Origin of the sequence: Brevibacillus sp. SYP-B805, from assembly GCF_011059135.1 — a bacterium.
Taxonomy (GTDB): domain Bacteria; phylum Bacillota; class Bacilli; order Brevibacillales; family Brevibacillaceae; genus Brevibacillus_F.
In genome coordinates, this window is record NZ_JAALGD010000010.1 from 147,808 (window position 1) to 164,106 (window position 16,299).

15 protein-coding genes are annotated in these 16,299 nt (G+C 56.0%); 12 read left to right on the forward strand and 3 right to left on the reverse strand.

Going from position 1 to position 16,299, the window contains the following annotated elements:
* Positions 1-54 precede the first annotated feature (54 nt).
* Positions 55-2,817, forward strand: coding sequence for a lipase/acyltransferase domain-containing protein (locus G3578_RS13665; RefSeq protein WP_165213510.1), 2,763 nt, complete (start codon positions 55-57; stop codon positions 2,815-2,817).
* 19 nt (positions 2,818-2,836) lie between these two features.
* Positions 2,837-3,169 (forward strand): hypothetical protein, encoded by a 333-nt coding sequence (locus G3578_RS13670; RefSeq protein WP_165213511.1) that lies wholly within the window; start codon positions 2,837-2,839, stop codon positions 3,167-3,169.
* A 41-nt stretch (positions 3,170-3,210) separates the two neighbouring features.
* On the opposite strand, the gene G3578_RS13675 is transcribed toward G3578_RS13670, so the two are convergent.
* Positions 3,211-3,486 carry a hypothetical protein gene (locus G3578_RS13675; RefSeq protein ID WP_165213512.1) on the reverse strand — a complete coding sequence of 92 codons (276 nt, stop codon included), beginning with the start codon at positions 3,484-3,486 and terminating at the stop codon, positions 3,211-3,213.
* Between the two features lie 137 nt (positions 3,487-3,623).
* Between G3578_RS13675 and G3578_RS13680 the strand changes: the two genes are divergently transcribed.
* Both G3578_RS13680 and G3578_RS13685 read left to right on the forward strand, forming a co-directional pair.
* Entirely contained in the window at positions 3,624-4,121 is a 498-nt protein-coding gene (locus G3578_RS13680) for a YwhD family protein (protein WP_165213513.1), read from the forward strand.
* A gap of 209 nt (positions 4,122-4,330) precedes the next feature.
* Positions 4,331-4,648 (forward strand): hypothetical protein, encoded by a 318-nt coding sequence (locus G3578_RS13685; protein WP_241254620.1) that lies wholly within the window; start codon positions 4,331-4,333, stop codon positions 4,646-4,648.
* Between the two features lie 360 nt (positions 4,649-5,008).
* On the opposite strand, the gene G3578_RS13690 is transcribed toward G3578_RS13685, so the two are convergent.
* Positions 5,009-7,060, reverse strand: coding sequence for a transglycosylase domain-containing protein (locus G3578_RS13690; RefSeq protein ID WP_165213514.1), 2,052 nt, complete (start codon positions 7,058-7,060; stop codon positions 5,009-5,011).
* A gap of 220 nt (positions 7,061-7,280) precedes the next feature.
* Here G3578_RS13690 and speE point away from each other — a divergent pair, with 220 nt between their 5' ends.
* From speE to G3578_RS13730, 8 genes are all read left to right on the forward strand, one after another.
* Positions 7,281-8,114: a polyamine aminopropyltransferase gene (gene speE, locus G3578_RS13695; RefSeq protein WP_165213542.1), complete on the forward strand. Its 834-nt coding sequence runs from the start codon at positions 7,281-7,283 to the stop codon at positions 8,112-8,114.
* Positions 8,115-8,127: 13 nt separating this feature from the next.
* Complete coding sequence (gene speB / locus G3578_RS13700; protein ID WP_165213515.1) at positions 8,128-9,000, forward strand: agmatinase; 873 nt, start codon at positions 8,128-8,130, stop codon at positions 8,998-9,000.
* A 174-nt stretch (positions 9,001-9,174) separates the two neighbouring features.
* Positions 9,175-9,591, forward strand: coding sequence for a YwiB family protein (locus G3578_RS13705; protein ID WP_165213516.1), 417 nt, complete (start codon positions 9,175-9,177; stop codon positions 9,589-9,591).
* A gap of 153 nt (positions 9,592-9,744) precedes the next feature.
* On the forward strand, positions 9,745-10,140 hold the full coding sequence (locus tag G3578_RS13710) for a hypothetical protein (protein ID WP_165213517.1): 396 nt from the start codon (positions 9,745-9,747) through the stop codon (positions 10,138-10,140).
* A gap of 66 nt (positions 10,141-10,206) precedes the next feature.
* Entirely contained in the window at positions 10,207-11,631 is a 1,425-nt protein-coding gene (locus G3578_RS13715) for a sigma-54 interaction domain-containing protein (protein WP_165213518.1), read from the forward strand.
* Between the two features lie 169 nt (positions 11,632-11,800).
* Entirely contained in the window at positions 11,801-13,150 is a 1,350-nt protein-coding gene (gene kamA / locus G3578_RS13720) for a lysine 2,3-aminomutase (protein ID WP_165213519.1), read from the forward strand.
* Between the two features lie 148 nt (positions 13,151-13,298).
* On the forward strand, positions 13,299-13,457 hold the full coding sequence (locus G3578_RS13725; RefSeq protein ID WP_165213520.1) for a hypothetical protein: 159 nt from the start codon (positions 13,299-13,301) through the stop codon (positions 13,455-13,457).
* An 83-nt stretch (positions 13,458-13,540) separates the two neighbouring features.
* The gene (locus G3578_RS13730; RefSeq protein WP_165213521.1) at positions 13,541-14,482 is read left to right on the forward strand and encodes a hypothetical protein; all 942 of its coding nucleotides are present in this window, start codon (positions 13,541-13,543) and stop codon (positions 14,480-14,482) included.
* Between the two features lie 55 nt (positions 14,483-14,537).
* Here the strand turns inward: G3578_RS13730 and G3578_RS13735 are convergent, their stop codons facing one another.
* Entirely contained in the window at positions 14,538-16,277 is a 1,740-nt protein-coding gene (locus G3578_RS13735; RefSeq protein ID WP_241254621.1) for an RNA polymerase sigma factor, read from the reverse strand.
* Positions 16,278-16,299 lie beyond the last annotated feature (22 nt).

The window sequence follows — 16,299 nt, forward strand, 5'->3', positions numbered from 1 at the left end:
CTCCTCTGTCTTTTTTTACCGTGAAGGGAGAAAGAGACGAGGAGGTCGTTTTTGATGGGAAAACGGATGAAATGCCTGGTATGCGTTCTCCTGCTGCTTCTCCTTGTGTGTGAACCGGCCATGGGAGCGCTAGGACGCACCCGGGAAGATTTTATTCAAAACTTTGCGGCATGGAGGGACGGGGAGCGGGTCCGTCTGCAGTTTGAACTGCGGGAGAAATTCGATCAAGTGGAGGTGGCTGTCGCGGCAGGTGACGAGACGGAAAGCGTGGAATTCAGGAACAGCGACCGCATCTCCATTGCCGCAGAGGGAGTAACGTCTTCCGCCCTGATCCAGCTGCGCGCGTTTGAGGCGGGAGAACTGGCCGAGACCGCTCTGTTCCGCGCAGCGCTGCCGGAAGATCGGGACAATGGAAGCGGGGACAAGATCGCGCTGCGGAAAAGCAGCTGGGAAAAGAAGCGCGAAGAAGAGCCGCTCCCGCTTATTCCAATCGCAGCCGATGAAGTGGAACGGCCATCGGCGCTGGACAAGCGGGCGAAGTCTTATTACAAGCGGGTTTATGGGGATGATAACCCGGAGGATATCTCAAAGGGCGAGCGGAACCTCTCTCCCCAAAGAATGCTGGATACGTTTGAACTGGAACCGAATGATACGAAGGGAAAGGCAGATTGGCTTTATTCCGGCAAGGATGCATACGGAAGAATCGGGGTGGAAGGTGATCTCGACTATTGGAAAATCAAGGCGCCGACGAAGGAGAGCCAGCTGAAGGTATGGCTGGGGGAGATGCCCGTCAAGCAAGACTACGATCTATACCTGTATGATGAAGAAGGCAGAGAGCTGGCCAAATCGGTCAATCAGGGTACGATGGACGAGCTGATCGAAGGCTTTGCTGCCGAAAGGGGCTCCTGGTTTTACATCCTGGTCAAGGGAAAAGGCGACGATGCGGACCGCGATAACTATTATCATCTAAGGGCTGAATTTCTGCCGCCGGGCGTGGTGGTGAAGCCGGATGAGTACGAGTCGAACAACACACCCGCCGACGCTGCCATGGCTAAAAATTTCGAAACGATTGAGGCCACGATCCATGCGTTGGACGACGTTGACTACTACAAGTACCAGTTTGAGCTGGCTTCCACCCTGGATTTGACTCTGGCCAAAATTCCGGAAGGCATGGATCTGGATCTCTACCTGCTGGATAGCAATCTGAAGGTGCTGGCCAAATCGGAGAATGCCCGCAATCATGACGAGCACATCGTGTACAATGGCGATCCCGGCACCTACTATGTCAAGGTGGCAGCCAGCAGAAGTTCGGTGATCACCTATCACCAGTACGAGCTTAACGGGACGATCCGCACCATGCCGGTGATCTTGATTCCGGGTATCGGCGGATCCAGGCTGAGCATGGTAGAGAATGGCCGTGTATCAAATGCATGGCTGGATGAGTGGAACATACCTTTGGACAACATGATCCCGATTCACCGGAGAGTACTCACTCTCACTCCTAAAGTGTGGGGAGGGGTTGAAGTTGAACAAAGAGATAAAAGGGTAAAAATTTTCCCGGAGGTGGGGGATTACGGACTGCACGCAATCGAGTATCTTTCCTACAATTTTTTCGATAGTGTGAAAGAATTGTCGGAACAATATTACAGCATGTCGGAGCATTTGCAAAAAATGGGTTACCAGAAAGGCATCACCTTGTTCGGCTTTCCCTATGACTGGCGTCTCAGCAATGTGAACAACGCCAAGCAACTGATGCAGCTGATCGATGAAGCCCTGCGTATCTCACAAGCAAAACAGGTTCAACTGGTCGTGCACAGCATGGGGGGAATTTTGGCGAGGGAAACCTTGCTTTCCAACCCGTCTTACCAGGGAAAAACAAAACGGGTAATTTACATGGGCACCCCTTTTATCGGTTCACCCCGCGCCTATCAATCCATTAAATTTGGCTATAATTTTGGCATCATTCTTCTGAATCCAGAAACGATTAGGCAAGTGTCCGAATTTTCACCTGCCGTCTATGAGCTGCTTCCATCCAGGCTGTATACAGAAAAGCATCCGTATCTCCTCGAAACGGATGGGATACATGAGAACGCGATGCCGTATAACACCATCTTTACAAATCCTACGTTCCAATTGCCCTATCTGCCGCTGGCCAAACAGGCAGAAAGAAATCACGACAGATGGGACAAGAAAAAATTGAATGTTCCTCAATATTCCATCATCGGGCAGGGACAGTTAACTTTTCTGGGATATAAATATTATAAATACCTTCGTACCTTAACCCCCTTTCATGACAATGCGCTCGGGGATGGAACCGTTCCTTTTGACAGTGCGAATTACGATGCAAAAGACATCAGGAAAAAATACTACGTAACCGAAGAGCATGCCCAGCTGCCGCGCAATCCCTACGTGATTCAACAGGTTGCCCACTTGCTGTTGGGAATCGAAAAGGCACAACCCCATATCAGCGAGACGCCCGGCTCCCATTTTCCTTACAATTATTATATGATTTATAGAGAAGATGGAAAAATACCGGAAATTACCGTGAAAAAAGGAGGCAGGCTTATCGATCTGTCAAACGGGGAGGAGATCAGCGAAAGCGGCATGCGGATCGAAACCCACGGCAATGTGATCGTGATTCAGATGCCCGTCGACGAGTCTGCGGGGTTCCGGGATGCGGCACGCATCGCTTTAACAGCCAGCGATGATCAACCTCCCATCGTTGTCCGCCATTATTTTTCAGATGGTAAGCGTTCCACAAAAGGAGTTGAGCGGCAGTACACCTTGCATGGATCAGAGCGTTTGGAACTAAAGTAATACGGAAATGAGGGTCGATATGGGAGAGTGGGTTGGAGGACTAATCTTTATCATGATGGTCGCTTTCTTTACCCCCATCTTGTGGATTGTTTTGACGATCGCGATTTTTACGTTTTTTGCGACACGAAAGCTCTGGATTACCTATCTGGTAATCGTCCCGGTAGCCGCTTTCTTCTACCTGGCTTTCTATGGGGGAGATACCGGATGGTTTTCTACTCCAAAGGATCGTTTGTTAATAGCTGCCGGGGCGGCGGCCGATTGCATGCTGCTTGTAACGATCGTGGGGGTCATTGCCAATAAGGTCCGAAGAAAAGAAATCGAGCAGCCTAACGGTCACGAGGAAACGAAATGACAAGCAATCTCCCCCGCCATCCTGAGCGGGGGAGGTAGCAATCACAATCGCCCCGGCGCTTTCTTCACCTCGAAGTCCGTCATGCTCTTGGTAACCACGCCACCTTGGCCGAGATGAATCTCATAATTGGAAGGCACCGTTGTCTGAAGCCCTGCAGCAGTGGGGGAAGGCGTTTCCGGCACGTTGGAAATGACCGTCGAGCTCGCTGCTTTCTCGGCCACGATCTGATCGACCACTTCAGCCGCAAAGGGGTATGGCTCATTGAGCTGACGCAGCCGGCTTTGTTGGATATCCGTGTCCCGTGGATGATCTGCCATGCGTTTTCCTCCCTTCACGCCTACTAGCATGCCCCGGAAATAGGCGTCCCATGTGCCGGATGTGCGCTTCAAATTGCACATCTTCGGCGTTTCAGGGTAGAATAGAGTATCGGAATGATGCGCGAGAGGTGTAGGGAATGGATATTTTCAACAATAAAAACAGCGGCTTCACGATCATGAGCGGCAAAACGAATGTGCATGGCGGATTCGGCCAGGGCGTGCTTGATTTGAGCAGCGTCTCCTCCGTTATCATCGACGGAGACAAGGCGTACATCGACATGGGGGCCCTGCATGCCAAAAGCGCCGTTGAAAAAGGGATCAAATGGACGACCAATAAAGAAGAAGTGCCCAATGGAAAACCCTATTGGCTGGTATGGGTCAGTGTTGACCGCAAGGAGGAAGGCCCCTACTACGCCGGCGTAACCGCTTGTTACATGGAAATCGATCGGGAGGCGCGCCGCGGCTACAAAATCCTGGCCGACCATGTGAACCGGATGGATTATGCCATGAAGCGGCGCATCATGGTATCCGAACTGGACGATACCGCCAAGAAAGCCTTGAAGCAGCTGTTGATGGAGCATAATCCACAAATGTGGGAAAACTCCAGCGAGGAATTGAAGCAGGCGCTTGCGTAATTCTGAACGGTCTGTGAACAAATACTAAAATCAATTGTGACAATTAGCAAACTCAGGTAAACTGGGGATGACAACTGCATACATGCTTCACTAGGTCAACAAGCAGGGAAAGATGCCGTCGTCTTTCCCTGTTTGTCTTTGTCCGGTAATCAAACATGGGGAAAAGAGGCAGACTACCTCTGTAACCATGTTGGAAAAAGGGGTGTGGCATGTTGCAAACAACGAATCAACCGGACCCGCAGGGAGCGGGTCGAAGAAGCGATGATCATTTTGCGCGCCATGGCGGTGTGCACTTTCGCCTGAATGCAACCCCGCAGGAGATCAACAACTTTGTGCGGAAGCTCCCTGCCGGCAAACGGGACAGTCTGTTTGAGGTGATGGATCAACTGGACAGCGCCGGTTTAATCACGGTGATGAACGATCATCTCTTTGCCGATGGCGACGGGACGGTGGGGGGAGGAGACCCCGACTTCGCAGGAAAACATTCCACTGAGCTTGACCGCGTCAATGATTCCGAGGGATTGTGAAAGGTGGATAACAAAGCGCGAAAACAAGCAAGGGACGGGTATCAACCGTCCCCTTCAAACTGATGACAAAGTTTTGTTTGAGGCATGGAGTAATGGGGCCAAGCGAGCTCCTTTGACGACCGACTAAGCGGAGAAACAAAGACGCGGGGCCACAGGGGGCGTGAGTCTCACATCCCTGAGACACCCTGATGTTGAGCCCCCTGCCCGCGTCGCGTTTCGGAGCGGACGTAGTCCAGCTTCTTCGCGGGTCGTCAAGAGAGCGAGCGGGAACCATTACCCATGATCGACGGACTTTGGCTGTACACTGAAGGGACGGGTATCAACCGTCCCTTTTTTGTGGACGTAGCAGCCCACGTTTCTTTAGCGCCGCCACCAGTTGCCCATCTGCTGCCAGAAGGACTGGTCCTCCGGCGGCTTCAACGGCGTCGGCGCCGCATGCTTGTTGGGCAGATGATCCGTGCAGTATTCCTTCGGCTCTGTACCGGCGGCAAAGTAATACAGTTGGGGATTGGGGCAGGACTCGGTAGCCAGCTTCCCGTTCGCGGGGTCGATATAGACCGAGGTGATCCCCGCTGGCATGGTAAACAAGGCGGGCGGCTGGTCGCTCAAGGCGCTCTCCATGAAGTCCGCCCAGATCTGGGCCGCCAGCCGGGCCTCTTTCACATCCTCCACCTTGCGCCCCTGATCGTACCCGAGCCAGACGGTGGTGGCCAGCTGGGGCGTAAAGCCGGCGAGCCACGCGTCGTAATCCGTGGTTCCCGTTTTACCTGCCACCGGCCGGTTCAGCTGGCGGGAGACGCGATAGGCGGTCGCGCCAGGCTCTTCAAACACGCTTTGCATCATATAGGTGAGCAGGAAGGTGGAGACCGCATCGGCCACTCTCGTTTTCTCCGGCTTTTCTTCCGCCAGCACGTTGCCCTGCTGATCCTCGATCCGGGTGATGGCGATCGGTTTGACCCGTTCCCCTTGGTTGGCGATCACGGCGTAGGCATACGTCAATTCGTAGGGCGATACCGGCGAGGTGCCGAGCGCCAGGGAGAGCACCGGCTTTTGCTCGCTCGTGATTCCCAGGTTATGCGCCTGTTCCACCACCTTCTGGGGCGTCAGCAGCTGAATCGTCTTCACCGCGTAAATATTGTCGGAGGTGGCGATGGCATGCTGCAGCGTGATGTAATCATGGGCGTAATGCTCGCCGAAGTTGCGCGGAATGTACTCCTTGCCGCCCTCGTAGGTAAAGACGGTCGGTTCGCTTTTCATCATGGTCAGCGGCGTAAAGCCGTTCTGCAGCGCGGTCAGGTAGACGATGGGCTTGAAGGAAGAGCCGGGCTGCCGTTTGGCAAACACGCGGTTGTACTGGCTTTTCTGGTAGTCACGTCCCCCGACCATCGCCTTGATCTCACCGGTCGTCGGATCGATGGCGATCAGGGCGGTCTGCAGGTCCAGGTTGTCTTTCGGCATATATTTGGCGACGGCCGCTTCGGCTTTTTTCTGCATGGTTGGGTCCAAGGTGGTGTAAATTTTCAAGCCGCCGTGCACAAACATCTCTTCGCTGATGCCGTATTTGTTGGTCACCAGGCTGGCGATGTAGTCGCGGAAGTAAGGGGCAACATCCGGCCCTTTCTGCGCTTCTTTCGGCCTCAGATGCAGGGGTTCCCGATACGCCTGCTCCGCCTGCTCCGCCGAGATGAACCCTTGCTGCTGCATGGCGGTGAGAATCAGCTTTTGCCTGCTTTTGGACCGCTCCCAATCGATATAGGGCGAATAGTAGCTCGGTCCATTGGGAATGCCGGCGAGGAGCGCGCTTTCCGCCAGCGTCAAATCCTTTGCGTCCTTGCCGAAATAGGTCTGCGCCGCCGCCTGCGGGCCGTAGGCCGAATGCCCGTAGTAGCACTGGTTCAGGTACATTTCGAGAATTTCATCTTTTGAATAATTCAGCTCCAGCTGGATGGTGAGCAGCGCTTCCTTTATCTTGCGGGTCCATGTTTTTTCGGTGTTCAAATAAAGCATGCGGGCCAACTGCTGGGAAATGGTGCTTGCCCCCTGCTTCTTGCTCATCGACTTCAGGTCGATGTATATGGCTTTCGCCAGGCGCTTCAGGTCAAAGCCATAATGATCGAAGAAGTTGCGATCCTCAATCGCGATGGTAGCTTGTATCAGGGAGGGCGCCATCTGCTTCAGGGGCACCACGATCCGGTTCTCGCCGTGATGCAGCGTGTCCAGCACTTCGCCATTGCTCGCCAAAATGGTGGTGGTCTGGTTGATGGTGGCGGGGGGCAGCGGCTGGGATCGCAGATAGAGGATTAACAGCAGCAGCGCGAAAGAGCCGACAAGCGTGCCTACGACCATCCATTTGATCAATCGTTTGACCCAGCGCAGCCAACGAATGAGCGGTATTTCGCGAATCACTTCCATTGCGCCGCATATCCTTTCTCATCTGGTTTTGTCAGGATGTTTCCATGGGGAAAAGGCATACTATACGGGAATTGGTTATTTCTCCAGTATGGGTAAATCTAGCAGGATCCATACTTCCCCTAGCAATCCGGCGTTCTTATGGAAAAAAACCTTGCATTTTGGGGGGGAGCTACTATAATCTTCTTGTTGACCATAGTAAAAGGAGGGTACCCCAATGAACATGGAACTGTGGTATACCGAGAAACAGACGGAAAACCATGGCATTACGACCAAAATTACCGAAACTCTTTATCATGAAAAAACCGAGTTTCAACAGATAGACATCATCAATACGAAGCAGTTCGGCCGCATGCTCGTCCTCGACGGCATGGTGATGACCACCGATGTGGATGAATTCGTTTATCACGAAATGATTACCCACGTGGCCCTCCATACCCATCCCAATCCGAAAAAAGTGCTGGTGGTCGGCGGCGGCGACGGCGGGGCAATCCGCGAAGTCGTCAAGCATGCGTCCGTGGAAAAAGCGGTGCTCGCCGAGATCGACGGCGGCGTCATCGAGTCCTGCAAGAAGTTTTTCCCGCAGATCGCCAGCGAGCTGACGGACAATCCGCGCGTGGACGTTCAGGTGATCGACGGCATCAAGCATATCCATGACCACAAGGGCGAATACGACGTGATCATGGTTGACTCCACCGAACCGGTCGGCCCGGCGGTGGGCTTGTTTGAAAAAGGGTTCTACCAAGGCATTTACGACGCGCTGAAACCGGACGGCATCATGGTGGCGCAGACCGAATCGCCGTGGTTCAACCGCGACCTGATCAAACGCGTCTTCAAGGACATCAAATCGATCTTCCCGATCACCCGTCTTTATACTTGCAGCATCCCGACCTATCCGTCCGGTCTCTGGAGCTTCACCATCGGCTCGAAGAAATACGATCCGCTGGAAGTGGACGCGAGCAAGATCAAGGATCTCGACACCAAGTACTACTCGCCCGAACTTCATCATGCCGTCTTCAAGCTGCCGAAATTCGTGGCTGAACTGACGCGCGACTAGGAGGACGAAGCGAATGCGTTTTGACGAGGCATACTCCGGCAACGTCTTTATCCGCAGCCATGCCAACTACGAGGAGAGCCAGGCCGTGATCTACGGCATGCCGATGGACTGGACGGTCAGCTTCCGCCCGGGATCCCGTTTCGGCCCGGCCCGCATCCGCGAGGTGTCGATCGGGCTGGAAGAGTACAGCCCCTATCTGGATCGCCTTCTCGAAGAAGTGAAATATTTCGACGCGGGCGACATCCCGCTGCCGTTCGGCAATGTGGAAGGCAGCCTGGATGCGATCCGCAAATTTGTGAGCAAAGTGCTGGCCGACGGCAAGATGCCCATCGGCCTGGGCGGGGAGCACCTCGTGACCTGGCCGGTGATCCAGGCGGTGTACGAGAAGTACAAGAGCGACCTGATCATTTTCCACTTTGATGCCCATACCGACCTGCGCGACCACTATGAGGGTTATCCGTATTCCCACTCCACGCCGATCAAGAAAGCGTGCGAGCTGATTGGCGGCAAAAATGTATACTCCTTCGGGATCCGCAGCGGGATGAAGGAAGAGTTCGAATGGGCGAAAGAGAACATGCACCTGTACAAATACGATGTCCTGGAGCCGGTGAAACAGGTTCTCCCGACCATCGGCAATCGGCCGATCTACCTGACGATCGACATCGATGTGCTTGATCCTTCGGCGGCACCGGGCACCGGTACGACGGAGGCGGGCGGCATCACCTCCCGCGAGCTGCTGGAGACCATCCACTACATGGCCCGGAACGGCGCCAATGTGATCGGATGCGACCTGGTGGAAGTGGCGCCGGTCTATGACCACAGCGAAATGACCCAAATCGTGGCATCCAAGATCGTACGCGAATTGATCCTGGGCTTTGTAAAATAAACGGATGACAAACGACGAGACGTTCCCCGCAGGCGTTGCGGGGAACGTCTCTTGCTGTCATGCCGGCACCTTCCTGACCATGCGCTGCTGCCGGCTTTCGCCGGGAGCCAGGTTGCCCGGGAGCCGGAGGAATCGGTACAATAAAAAGGGATTCGCGAGAAATGAGGGGCACAGATGCAGAACGTTACGATCCAGCTTGTCATCACCCATACCGCAGACCGGCAAACGGAGCGCACGGAGCTGCGCTATCCAGGCAGAGCAGCCAACAGGGAGAACGGTTGGTATTTCTCCTATACGGAACAGGTGGAGGGGATTGGGGAGGTTGGCACCATCCTGAAAATCGCCCTGTCCGAGGTGACGCTGCTCCGCCAGGGAAAGCTCCAGATGAAACAGGTGTTTGCCAAAGGGAAAAGCAGCGAGTGCCACTATGTAAGCCCGCATGGCCGTTTCCGTATGGAGACGTACACCCGCATGCTGCGCATCGAGCGGGAGGAGGAGCGGCCCGCCGCGATCCGGACCCAGTATCAGCTGTGGCTGGATGGGCAATATCTCGGCGAATACGAACTGGATGTCCGCATCGATTGGGAATAGCAGGCTGCTCTTTCCAAGGGCGGCCCAGACTAATGATAAACGGCTGTTTGAGGCTTGGAGGAATGGGGGCCAAGCAAGCTCCCTTCATGACCGACTCGGCGGAGAAACAAAGTCTTGGGAGCTTTAGCCCCGCAGGGGGAGGAGGAGAAGCGGATGGGTTTTTTCATCGTAAACGGGCTGATCTCCGGTATGATTCTTGCAGCATTTCTGGCGCTGTGCGATGCTCTTTTTCACACGACCACGTTCACGGTGCTGATCGATGTTTCCTATGTTCCCGTACTGGCCGGGCTTCCTGCCATGCTGGAACTGCTGGTTCATCTGGCCGTGTCGATCCTGATCACGGCGGTCTTTTGCACGCTTTATCCCCGTTTTCCGGGACCTCCGACGGCCCGGTACCTGCTGTGGTGGGCCGCGCTGCTGTCGGTACTCTATCTCCCTTTCAGCCTGTTGAGCGGCCAGCCTCTTTCCTTCTCCGCGTTTTTGATTTGGCTTATCGGACATGTGATCTATACGCTGTTTTTGGCGATTCAGATGGAGAAGCATCGGTAGGTGCTGAATTTTCAGCATAGTGACAAATTTTCGGCAACGATGTGGAAGAGAAGGACGGTGCATGCGATGGCTTTATCCGAGACGGTTGAGATGCTGCAGGCCATCTTGAGCGCCATCGACGAAGGCATTCATGTCGTGGACGCGGATGGCATCACCATCTTTTACAACCATGTGGCGGCGAAGCTCGACGGCCTGACACCGGAGGAGGTGTTGGGAAAACCGCTTCTGGAGGTATTCCCTTCGCTTGATCGGGAATCCAGCACGCTTCTCCGCGTGATCGACAACGGCCAGCCGATCTATAACCAGCCGCAAACCTACCGCAACTGGAAAGGCATGCGCGTGGAAACGGTGAATACGACGCTGCCGGTCTACGTCGGCAAGCGGCTGGTCGGCGCGGTGGAAGTGGCCAAGGATATCGGCAAGCTGAAAGAGCTGTCGGAGAAGCTGATCGATCTGCAGGCGCAGCTGGGCAACGCCAAACGCACCAAACGCACCGATGCCGACGGCGTGGTCTACAGCTTCGAGGACATCATTACCCAAAGCCCGGCCATGCTGCAGCTGATCGAACGGGCCAGACGGGCGGCCCGCACCTCTTCCCCGATCCTGATATATGGCGAAACCGGCACCGGCAAGGAACTGTTCGTCCAATCCATCCACCACGCGTCGGAGCGCAGCGGCAGGCCGTTTATCGCGCAGAACTGCGCGGCGCTTCCGGCGACGCTGTTGGAAAGCATCCTGTTTGGCACAACAAAAGGAAGCTTCACCGGCGCGGACGATCGGCCGGGACTTTTCGAGCTGGCCAACGGCGGGACGCTTTTTCTCGACGAGGTAAACAGCATGCCGCTCGACCTGCAGGCCAAGCTGCTGCGCGTGCTGCAGGACGGCCGAATCCGCCGCATCGGCAGCACCCAATCGGTCAGAGTGGATGTCCGGGTGATCGCCGCGGTGAACGAGGCGCCGGAAGAGCTGTTGAAGCGGGGAGGGCTGCGCACCGACCTGTATTACCGGATCAACGTGGTCTCCTTTGCGCTGCCCCCGCTGAGGGACCGCCGGGAAGATGTGGCGTTGTTAACCCGCCACTTCCTCGAAAAGTACAACCGGCGGTTCCATATGCGCGTAACGGGGCTGGAAGAAGCGGTGGCCGATTTGTTTCAGCGGTATGACTGGCCGGGGAATGTCCGCGAACTGGAACATGTGATCGAAGCGGCCATGAACATGGTGGAGGGGCCGGTGATCCGCATGGAGCATCTGCCGCCGCATATGATGGAACGGGCGGCCAGGGAGCGCCACGTCCCTCCGCTCGTACTGCCGGCGGCTGCCGAAGACGAGGTCGGGAGCCTGCCCGAGGTGCTGAAGAAAACGGAGGAAGCCTTGATCAGCCGGGCCATGGAAAAGACGAACGGCAATGTGATGCGGGCGGCGAAGCTGTTGGGCATTCCCCGGCAGACGCTGCAGTACAAATTGTCCCAACTGCCGAAAAAACGTCAGTAAGTGCCGAAAATCCGGCAAATCCGGTGCAGTTTTTTGTGATTCACTTGGCATGAAATCGCGGTATCAAGCATATTCGGAATCTTTTGAACTCGTTGGCATGAGGATTGCAACTTCTTTTCGTCAAAGAGCAGATGGTAGGGATCTGACGCGATGAAAGGAGTTGGAACCGATGGCGACAAGCGTTGCTGCATGCCGCGATTGGCGCAGCATTACACTATGGAAAGATGTGACGGAGGAGCAGTGGAACGATTGGATGTGGCAGCTGACCCACACCATTCGCACCGTTGACGAATTGAAGCAGGTGATCAATCTGACCCCGGAGGAAGAAGAAGGGGTGCGTATTTCCAGCCAGACGATCCCGCTCAACATTACCCCGTACTATGCCATGCTGATGGACCCGGACGATCCGAAAGATCCGGTGCGGATGCAGTCCGTTCCGGTCTCGTCGGAAATCATCCGGACCAAGTACGATATGGAAGATCCGCTGCATGAGGATGAAGACTCACCCGTGCCGGGCCTGACCCACCGCTATCCGGACCGGGTGCTGTTTCTGGTCACCAACCAGTGCTCGATGTACTGCCGGTACTGTACGCGCCGCCGTTTCTCCGGCCAGATCGGGATGGGGGTGCCGAAAAAACAGCTTGATGCCTGTATCGATTACATCCGCAGAACCCCGGAGGTCCGGGACGTTCTGCTCTCCGGCGGCGACGGCCTGTTGATCAACGATCGCGTGCTGGAATACATTCTGAGCAATCTGCGCGCCATTCCGCATGTGGAGATCATCCGGATCGGCACCCGCGCGCCGGTGGTATTCCCGCAGCGCATCACCGAAAACCTGTGCAACATCTTGAAGAAGTATCATCCGGTATGGCTCAATACGCACTTCAACCATCCGAAAGAGATTACGCCGGAAGCGGCCAGGGCCTGTGAAATGCTGGCCAACGCCGGTGTGCCGCTGGGCAACCAGTCCGTCATTCTGGCGGGGATCAACGATTGTCCGTTTACCATGAAAAAGCTGGTGCACGAGCTGGTAAAAATCCGCGTGCGGCCGTACTACATCTACCAGTGCGACCTGTCGGAAGGGATCGGCCACTTCCGCGCGCCGGTCAGCAAGGGGATCGAGATTATCGAGCATCTGCGCGGCCATACCTCCGGCTACGCCGTGCCGACCTTTGTGGTGGATGCGCCGCACGGGGGCGGCAAGATTCCGGTCATGCCGAACTACATCATTTCGCAATCGGCTGACAAGGTGGTGCTGCGCAACTTCGAGGGCGTGATCACCTCCTATCCGGAGCCCAAAAACTACCAGGCCCACGATGAAGCCAACTGCGAATACTGTCAGGCCGCCAAGGGCAAAAATGTGGGCATCGCCGCGCTGATGCGGGATGAAGCCAACAATCTCGAACCGGCGGACCTCCCGCGCAACAAGCGGATCAAGGCGACGAAGGTCAAATCGCTGGCCGATATTCGGCTGGAGCAAAAGGCGCAGAAAGAACAAAAAGAAGTGTCTGGAAAATAAGAAGCGGGGCAGTCCCCATCGTCTTAACGAGACGGAGGGGCTGTCCTTTTTGCTTTCGGTAGGCTGTTAAAAATGAAATAATTTCCAAAATTGTGGATTGATTGTATAATGGCCTTATAAACGGCTATCGCGGAAAGGAGGAGCGCGTATGGCAGCCAAACATGACGAGCCACGCATGTCTGCAGGGGAGCAACAGGAGGGCCGCACGGTTTCCCCAAGCGCTGCAGAGCCAAAGCTGCAGGACAAGGTGCAGAAGCTGACGCAGCGCCTGGATCACGTGCCGCCTACTAAGCCGGACAGCAATTGATCACGTGAAGCCGGTCGATCCGATTCCCTGCCGAGCGGCGGAAGGATCGACCGGCTACTACCGGATGAGGAGTTGAATGATCCATGCCTTCCCTGGGACTGATCGAAGACCGTATTCCAGCGGGGTCGCCATTTGATCCGGCCGTCTACAGCCATACGCTTGCCGGCATTCCTGACGGGAGGCTCCGGCTGCCTTTCGTGTTATGGGGCGAGCTCACCGGCAGGAGGGATGTTTCCGATCAATGCCTTCAGGAGTCCCGTGCCGTGGAGATCAAGGTTGATTCGGATGCATACCTGTGCTTGTCGGCGGTTCCGCAAGATTGCTGGCAAGCGCTTCCGCTAGCTTCCCACGACCTTGTGGACGCTGCCGGGGAACGAAGCGCAGATGTAACGCGAGCCTTGGAGCATTTGGCGCGCAGCTATCCGGAAGGTTACAAGCTCTTTGCCGAATTCGTCCGCATGATCGCTTGGGTGAAGCTGCGGGACGATCGCAGCGAACAGGATGTCGAAATCACCTCTTCCTCGTTTCCCGTCTTGCCCTTCTCCGTTTTTGTCTCAAGCAGGGCCCTGAGCCACATTCCCCCGAAAACCGTCGCGGCAAGAGATTCTTATCGTTTCCTGGCGGAGAATCTGTTTCATGAGGCGGTGCATCAAGCGGTAAACATGAACCTTCTCCTGCATGACATCTTTACGGAAGACTATAACAGCAGCACATCTCCCAAGGTTGACATTCCATGGCGGGCAAACAATGATCAGCGAAACCAGCGCTGGGAGATCGACCGTACGTTGCATGCGGCCGTCGTCTACGGACACCTGCTGGGGTACCGCCGTCGGCAGCTGAACGATCCCGGCCTTGAGTCGTTTGAATATGCGGCATTTGCAGAAGCAGCCGCAGAGGGATTGGAGGCGGCAAAATACCTGAGCCAATCCCTGCTGCGCTACGAGCGTTACTTCACTACGGATGGCATCAAGGTGATCCGTTCACTGGCGCAGGAGATTGGGAACCTTGCGCAAAGCGTCGGATGAAAAAAGGGCTGCCCCATGAGCAGACATGCTGCGTTGGGGCAGCCCGTTTTCCTTGTCAGCGAAGAAACCGATGCATCTTTTCCAGCGCGGCCAGCGTCTGTTGTTCATGCGCCTTGGCTGCCTGAAGCTGGTGGACCGCTGCTTGCGCCTGGGCCCGATCGTGCGGCTCCCCGCCCGCAGGGAAGGGAAACATGCTGCACAGCCGGGAGAAGGCTGCGGCGGTTTCCGTACAATGCGCCGCCGCTTCCCTGCAGAGAGCCCGAACCTCTTCACCCCCCGGGAAGCTCTCCTCCGGCAGATCCGCCAGCTCCTTCAGAAAGGCAGCCGCATAGCGCCGCGCGTCATGCACGACGGCCAGGTTGTAGGCGTTGCCGTTCGGTTCGATCGTGCCTGCCTGATACGCCTCACACCACGCGTCATAGGCATCCAGCCCGTTGATGCAGCCCGGCTCGCGCGGTTCCTCTCCGCGGTAATGGGCCAGAATCATGTCAAGCGCCCCGCCGACATCGATTCCTCCCTCGCCTGCCCGACGATCGAGGGCCAGCACAAACAGTTCCTGAATCAACCCTCTCCCCAGATGATCAAAGGGGATCGGCTTGTCATGGCCGCAGTTGTCCGCAGCCATCAGCAGCCGCTGTTCATCATCGTAGCCGTAAATAATGCCGAACTCCGGAATGAACAAATCCCAGGAAACAACGGGAACGCCCTGATCGATGGAACGGTGAATCAACTCCAGCGCCTCCGGCAGCGCCGTCGGCAGCTCCCGTTTTTCACGCGCCTCGGGGGCAATCAGGCTGGGGGCGACCAGATTGCTGTTTTCTCCCGGGCCTGTCTGCAGCCGGTGATGGACGGTCCGGACATGGAAGCCCAGATTGGCGAGGCCGCGCCCCAGCAGGCCGGCAAAGTCATACATTGTAGGTCCGGCGATATGGATCTCTCCCGGCATGACGTTGATGCGAAACGCATGGCCGCTCAGGCCCATGACCATCGGCAGCGAGTACGGTTTGTCCGTGTACGCCAGCATGGCATACATGGCCCAGGCGCAGGAGGTCCATGTGTGCGTAAGCGGCCCGGGCAGGTTCGGTTTGGGCAAAATCATGGTTTTCATACATCCCCGATCCTTTCGATCTTTTAGATAGTCGTCAACGGTTGCGAGGGTTTTGTGCCGGAGCAGCTTTTTTTTCGAACGGGAGAGGATTTGATAAACATTGGCCGATGACAGGTCAAAGAGCTTGGCGATCTCCTGCGGGGACAGGTGATCGAAAAAATGGGATTCGAACACCCGCCTCTCCCGCGGATTGAGACAGCCGAGCATGCCTTCGATGGTGGCAAGCAGTTCTTTTCGGACCAACACCTCTTCCGGATTCGTGCCGGCAAGCGCCGCCCGGGAAACGGAGCGGGCCAGACGGCCGAGGATGCTGTCAAGGCTGGACCAGTCTGTCTGCCCGGAGCCTTCAGCGGTTGGCGCCAAGGTGGAGAAGGCCCGCTCGTTTGCCTGGTACCCGCTTTTTTTCATACGGGTGTACGCCTGATTCCGCACGATGGTGTGCAGCCACGGCAGGAAGCGGCGGCTGTCCATCAGCATGCCGAGATGCAGAAACGCCCGGATCAGCGCCTCCTGCACGATATCCTCGGCTATGAACGGCTCCCGCGTCACGCTTTGGACATAGCCGTACAGCCTGGCGCGGTGCCGCCGAACCAGCTCACCGAACGCCTCCTGATCCCCTGTCTTTGCCCGCTCCACCAGCCGGCTGTCATCCATCTCCTCGTCTGTTTCGAATATCGCTTGATCCAAGCAACCATCCCCCCACAATCAT

Coding starts and splice junctions, on each gene's coding strand:
- G3578_RS13665 (WP_165213510.1), top strand. CDS start 55: ATGGGAAAACGGATGAAATGCCTGGTATGCGTTCTCCTGCTGCTTCTC.
- speB (WP_165213515.1), top strand. CDS start 8,128: ATGCGTTTTGACGAGGCATACTCCGGCAACGTCTTTATCCGCAGCCAT.
- G3578_RS13710 (WP_165213517.1), top strand. CDS start 9,745: ATGGGTTTTTTCATCGTAAACGGGCTGATCTCCGGTATGATTCTTGCA.
- G3578_RS13685 (WP_241254620.1), top strand. CDS start 4,331: ATGTTGCAAACAACGAATCAACCGGACCCGCAGGGAGCGGGTCGAAGA.
- G3578_RS13670 (WP_165213511.1), top strand. CDS start 2,837: ATGGGAGAGTGGGTTGGAGGACTAATCTTTATCATGATGGTCGCTTTC.
- G3578_RS13730 (WP_165213521.1), top strand. CDS start 13,541: ATGCCTTCCCTGGGACTGATCGAAGACCGTATTCCAGCGGGGTCGCCA.
- speE (WP_165213542.1), top strand. CDS start 7,281: ATGGAACTGTGGTATACCGAGAAACAGACGGAAAACCATGGCATTACG.
- G3578_RS13690 (WP_165213514.1), bottom strand. CDS start 7,060: ATGGAAGTGATTCGCGAAATACCGCTCATTCGTTGGCTGCGCTGGGTC.
- kamA (WP_165213519.1), top strand. CDS start 11,801: ATGGCGACAAGCGTTGCTGCATGCCGCGATTGGCGCAGCATTACACTA.
- G3578_RS13725 (WP_165213520.1), top strand. CDS start 13,299: ATGGCAGCCAAACATGACGAGCCACGCATGTCTGCAGGGGAGCAACAG.
- G3578_RS13680 (WP_165213513.1), top strand. CDS start 3,624: ATGGATATTTTCAACAATAAAAACAGCGGCTTCACGATCATGAGCGGC.
- G3578_RS13715 (WP_165213518.1), top strand. CDS start 10,207: ATGGCTTTATCCGAGACGGTTGAGATGCTGCAGGCCATCTTGAGCGCC.
- G3578_RS13705 (WP_165213516.1), top strand. CDS start 9,175: ATGCAGAACGTTACGATCCAGCTTGTCATCACCCATACCGCAGACCGG.
- G3578_RS13675 (WP_165213512.1), bottom strand. CDS start 3,486: ATGGCAGATCATCCACGGGACACGGATATCCAACAAAGCCGGCTGCGT.